At 55.5% G+C, this 236-nt stretch carries 2 tRNA genes; both read left to right on the forward strand.

Features of this window, described 5'->3' with window-relative positions:
* Window positions 1-2: 2 nt before the first annotated feature.
* Window positions 3-76: transfer RNA gene (locus N8N51_RS10415), tRNA-Ile, on the forward strand.
* Window positions 77-84: 8 nt separating this feature from the next.
* Window positions 85-156 (forward strand) — tRNA-Glu (locus tag N8N51_RS10420).
* The last annotated feature ends 80 nt before the right edge of the window (window positions 157-236 follow it).

Here is a 236-nt window from a genome sequence, read left to right on the forward strand (position 1 = left end):
TTGGGCGCGTAGCTCAGGTGGTTAGAGCGCACGCCTGATAAGCGTGAGGTCGGTGGTTCGAGTCCACTCGTGCCCATAAAGTTTGGTCCGTTGGTCAAGGGGTTAAGACACCGCCTTTTCACGGCGGTAACACGGGTTCGAATCCCGTACGGACTATTTTGGAGGATTACCCAAGTCCGGCTGAAGGGAACGGTCTTGAAAACCGTCAGGCGTGTAAAAGCGTGCGTGGGTTCGAA

Source organism: Streptococcus mitis (genome assembly GCF_946188685.1).
Classification (GTDB): Bacteria; Bacillota; Bacilli; order Lactobacillales; family Streptococcaceae; genus Streptococcus; species Streptococcus mitis_CC.